The sequence below is a fragment of the Streptococcus orisratti DSM 15617 genome (assembly GCF_000380105.1).
GTDB classification, from domain to species: Bacteria; Bacillota; Bacilli; order Lactobacillales; family Streptococcaceae; genus Streptococcus; species Streptococcus orisratti.
Genome location: NZ_KB904530.1, coordinates 1 through 1,874 on the forward strand (window position 1 = coordinate 1; position 1,874 = coordinate 1,874).

Consider the following 1,874-nt stretch of genomic DNA (forward strand, 5'->3'; position numbering starts at 1 on the left):
GAGTTTTTTGGGTATAACCAGCGATGCGCACCCGCATAGCGGGTGGTTTATTTGTTTCGCACCTGCGGAGCGAAACGGACTGAAAGTCACACAAGGAAAAAAGAAGCCCCATGAGGCTTCTTTACCAAAGATTATTTAAGTGAATTGTTTGCCATGATTTCATCAATAAAACCATATTCAAGTGTTTCTTGAGCACTCATCCAATAATCACGTTCTGCATCTTTATGAACTTGACGAACAGTCTTACCAGAATTATCTGCTAAAATTTGTTCTAAGTTTTTACGCGTTTTTAAAAGATGTTCAGCAGCAATGGCCATATCTGTTTGTTGTGTGCCACCGCCAGTTCCACCCATTGGTTGGTGAATCATATATTCAGCATTTGGCAACATAAAACGTTTTCCTTTAGTCCCAGATGAGGCGATAATTGTCCCCATAGACGCTGCCATCCCCATAACAATAGTTTGTACATCAGACTTGATGAAGTTCATAGTATCAACGATGGCAAGACCAGCTGAAACCGACCCACCCGGAGTATTGACATACAAGTAGATGTCTTTGGTATTATCTTGAGCATCCAAGAATAATAGCTGAGCAATAATAGAGTTTGCCATATTATCTTCAACTGGACCAGTCAACATAATGATACGGTCTTTTAAAAGGCGTGAATAAATATCGTATGAGCGTTCGCCACGACTCGTTTGTTCAATAACTACAGGAATCATAGTTTTTCCTCTTTCTTTTGTTTCTTGAAGTTATTATATGATTTTAGTCAGAAAAGGTCAAATGAAAAACTCACTTTTTAGCACTCTTTCAAAATGAGTGCTAAAGAATCTATTCAGATAACCATATCTAGATACTAATTATTTTTATGGCAAGATGTAATTGTTAGAAAAAATTTTAGGTTGAGCTAATTAGCCAACCTAGAATTTCTCTACATGTAATCATATATTTTTTAACAATCGCCTCAAAAATTTTATTCCCAGTTTGAACTAACCAAGCTCTGGCTAACAAGAAACTGGCCATTATCAATTACTGAACTCAATCATTAAAACTTATTTGGTTCCAAACAAACGATCCCCAGCATCTCCCAAACCTGGTACAATATAGCCGTGTTCGTTAAGTTTCTCGTCCAGAGCAGCTGTGTAAATGTCAATATCTGGATGAGCTTCTTGCAATGCTTTCACACCTTCGGGTGCTGAGACAAGGCAGACAAATTTGATGTTGGCAGCACCACGTTTCTTCAAAGAATCTACCGCTAAGATAGCTGAACCTCCTGTTGCTAACATTGGATCTACAAGGAAAATTTGACGTTGGTCAATATCTTCAGGCAATTTTACAAGATACTCGACAGGTTGAAGAGTTTCTTCATCACGATACATCCCAATGTGTCCAACTTTTGCAGCTGGTACAAGACTAAGCAAACCATCAACCATCCCGATACCAGCACGAAGAATAGGGACAATTGCCAATTTTTTACCAGCTAATTGCTTTTGTACTGTTCGTGTGATTGGTGTTTCGATTTCAACATCCTCAAGTGGCAAATCACGTGACACTTCATAACCCATCAACATTGCTATTTCATTGACAAGTTCACGAAAATCCTTAGTTGAAGTTGTGGTACGACGAAGAATAGATAATTTGTGTTGAATAAGTGGATGTGAGATAACTTGAAATTTTCCCATGTTTTTACTTCCTTTATAATTTTTACATCACCACTATTGTACCAAAAAATATCAAAAAACGCTTGCCCAAAATGTGACAAACGTTCGTTTTTTATTTTACCTAAATTCTCAAAGTAAATTCTAGTCTAACACCAAAACTGGAAATTAGACTGAGACAAAAAAAATAAGGTAGAACTTACTATGGGACAAGTT

The 1,874-nt window shown here is 37.2% G+C and carries 1 protein-coding gene and 1 pseudogene; both read right to left on the bottom strand.

Annotated features, from left to right (window positions below):
- Positions 1-131 precede the first annotated feature (131 nt).
- Positions 132-734, bottom strand: a pseudogene (locus A3I7_RS0111840) (ATP-dependent Clp protease proteolytic subunit); the annotation flags it as partial.
- A gap of 318 nt (positions 735-1,052) precedes the next feature.
- A complete protein-coding gene (gene upp, locus A3I7_RS0111845; RefSeq protein WP_018376951.1) occupies positions 1,053-1,682 on the bottom strand; it encodes a uracil phosphoribosyltransferase in 630 nt (209 codons plus the stop codon).
- Positions 1,683-1,874 lie beyond the last annotated feature (192 nt).